Genomic DNA, 2,029 nt, shown 5'->3' on the forward strand with positions numbered 1-2,029 from the left:
CAGAGATGTTAAAACAAAAGAATAAGAGTAATGGAATCGAGAGATTTTAAAAGAACCGATAGATATCATCGCAATATAATATTAAAATATACGATGAAGAGTTTGATCCTGGCTCAGGATGAACGCTAGCGGCAGGCTTAACACATGCAAGTCGAGGGGTAGAAGTCTTCGGACTTTGAGACCGGCGCACGGGTGCGTAACGCGTATGCAATCTGCCTTTCACAGAGGGATAGCCCAGAGAAATTTGGATTAATACCTCATAGTATAACACAACCGCATGGTTGAGTTATTAAAGTCACAACGGTGAAAGATGAGCATGCGTCCCATTAGCTAGTTGGTAAGGTAACGGCTTACCAAGGCAACGATGGGTAGGGGTCCTGAGAGGGAGATCCCCCACACTGGTACTGAGACACGGACCAGACTCCTACGGGAGGCAGCAGTGAGGAATATTGGACAATGGGCGCAAGCCTGATCCAGCCATGCCGCGTGCAGGATGACGGTCCTATGGATTGTAAACTGCTTTTGCACAGGAAGAAACAGCTCTACGTGTAGAGTCTTGACGGTACTGTGAGAATAAGGATCGGCTAACTCCGTGCCAGCAGCCGCGGTAATACGGAGGATCCAAGCGTTATCCGGAATCATTGGGTTTAAAGGGTCCGTAGGCGGTTTAGTAAGTCAGTGGTGAAAGCCCATCGCTCAACGGTGGAACGGCCATTGATACTGCTGAACTTGAATTATTAGGAAGTAACTAGAATATGTAGTGTAGCGGTGAAATGCTTAGAGATTACATGGAATACCAATTGCGAAGGCAGGTTACTACTAATGGATTGACGCTGATGGACGAAAGCGTGGGTAGCGAACAGGATTAGATACCCTGGTAGTCCACGCCGTAAACGATGGATACTAGCTGTTGGAAGCAATTTCAGTGGCTAAGCGAAAGTGATAAGTATCCCACCTGGGGAGTACGTTCGCAAGAATGAAACTCAAAGGAATTGACGGGGGCCCGCACAAGCGGTGGAGCATGTGGTTTAATTCGATGATACGCGAGGAACCTTACCAAGGCTTAAATGTAGATTGACCGTTTTGGAAACAGAACTTTCGCAAGACAATTTACAAGGTGCTGCATGGTTGTCGTCAGCTCGTGCCGTGAGGTGTCAGGTTAAGTCCTATAACGAGCGCAACCCCTGTTGTTAGTTGCCAGCGAGTCATGTCGGGAACTCTAACAAGACTGCCAGTGCAAACTGTGAGGAAGGTGGGGATGACGTCAAATCATCACGGCCCTTACGCCTTGGGCTACACACGTGCTACAATGGCCGGTACAGAGAGCAGCCACTGGGCGACCAGGAGCGAATCTATAAAACCGGTCACAGTTCGGATCGGAGTCTGCAACTCGACTCCGTGAAGCTGGAATCGCTAGTAATCGGATATCAGCCATGATCCGGTGAATACGTTCCCGGGCCTTGTACACACCGCCCGTCAAGCCATGGAAGCTGGGGGTGCCTGAAGTCGGTGACCGCAAGGAGCTGCCTAGGGTAAAACTGGTAACTAGGGCTAAGTCGTAACAAGGTAGCCGTACCGGAAGGTGCGGCTGGAACACCTCCTTTCTAGAGCCCTATGTGTTAGTGGAAACACACGCTGGGGAAAAAAGATGATCATTTACCGTTTCTGAATTGAAAGGTTCAATTACTCTTGCTGTTAATTTAAAAAATAATGAAAATTAAGTAAAACAGAGTCTCGTAGCTCAGCTGGTTAGAGTACTACACTGATAATGTAGGGGTCGGCAGTTCGAGTCTGCCCGGGACTACTTTTTAAGAATTGTGAATTGATAATTTTAAATTGTGAATTCAAACAATAGAAAAAAAAGACTGTACGCTTAAAAATAAGGAAATTCTAGAGTTGAGGCGTTATGAATAATAATTCATACTTCATAATTCACAATTCATAATTAGATTGGGGGATTAGCTCAGCTGGCTAGAGCGCCTGCCTTGCACGCAGGAGGTCAACGGTTCGACTCCGTTATTCTCCACGA

Annotated in this window: 2 tRNA genes and 1 rRNA gene; all 3 read left to right on the top strand. The window is 47.0% G+C overall.

What is annotated here, in order from left to right:
- Nucleotides 1–90: 90 nt before the first annotated feature.
- Nucleotides 91–1,604, top strand: a 16S ribosomal RNA gene (locus tag B0A68_RS12665).
- 126 nt (nt 1,605–1,730) lie between these two features.
- Nucleotides 1,731–1,804: transfer RNA gene (locus B0A68_RS12670), tRNA-Ile, on the top strand.
- A 148-nt stretch (nt 1,805–1,952) separates the two neighbouring features.
- Nucleotides 1,953–2,026, top strand: a tRNA-Ala gene (locus B0A68_RS12675).
- Nucleotides 2,027–2,029: the final 3 nt, after the last annotated feature.

This window comes from Flavobacterium reichenbachii, assembly GCF_002217435.1.
Lineage (GTDB): Bacteria > Bacteroidota > Bacteroidia > Flavobacteriales > Flavobacteriaceae > Flavobacterium > Flavobacterium reichenbachii.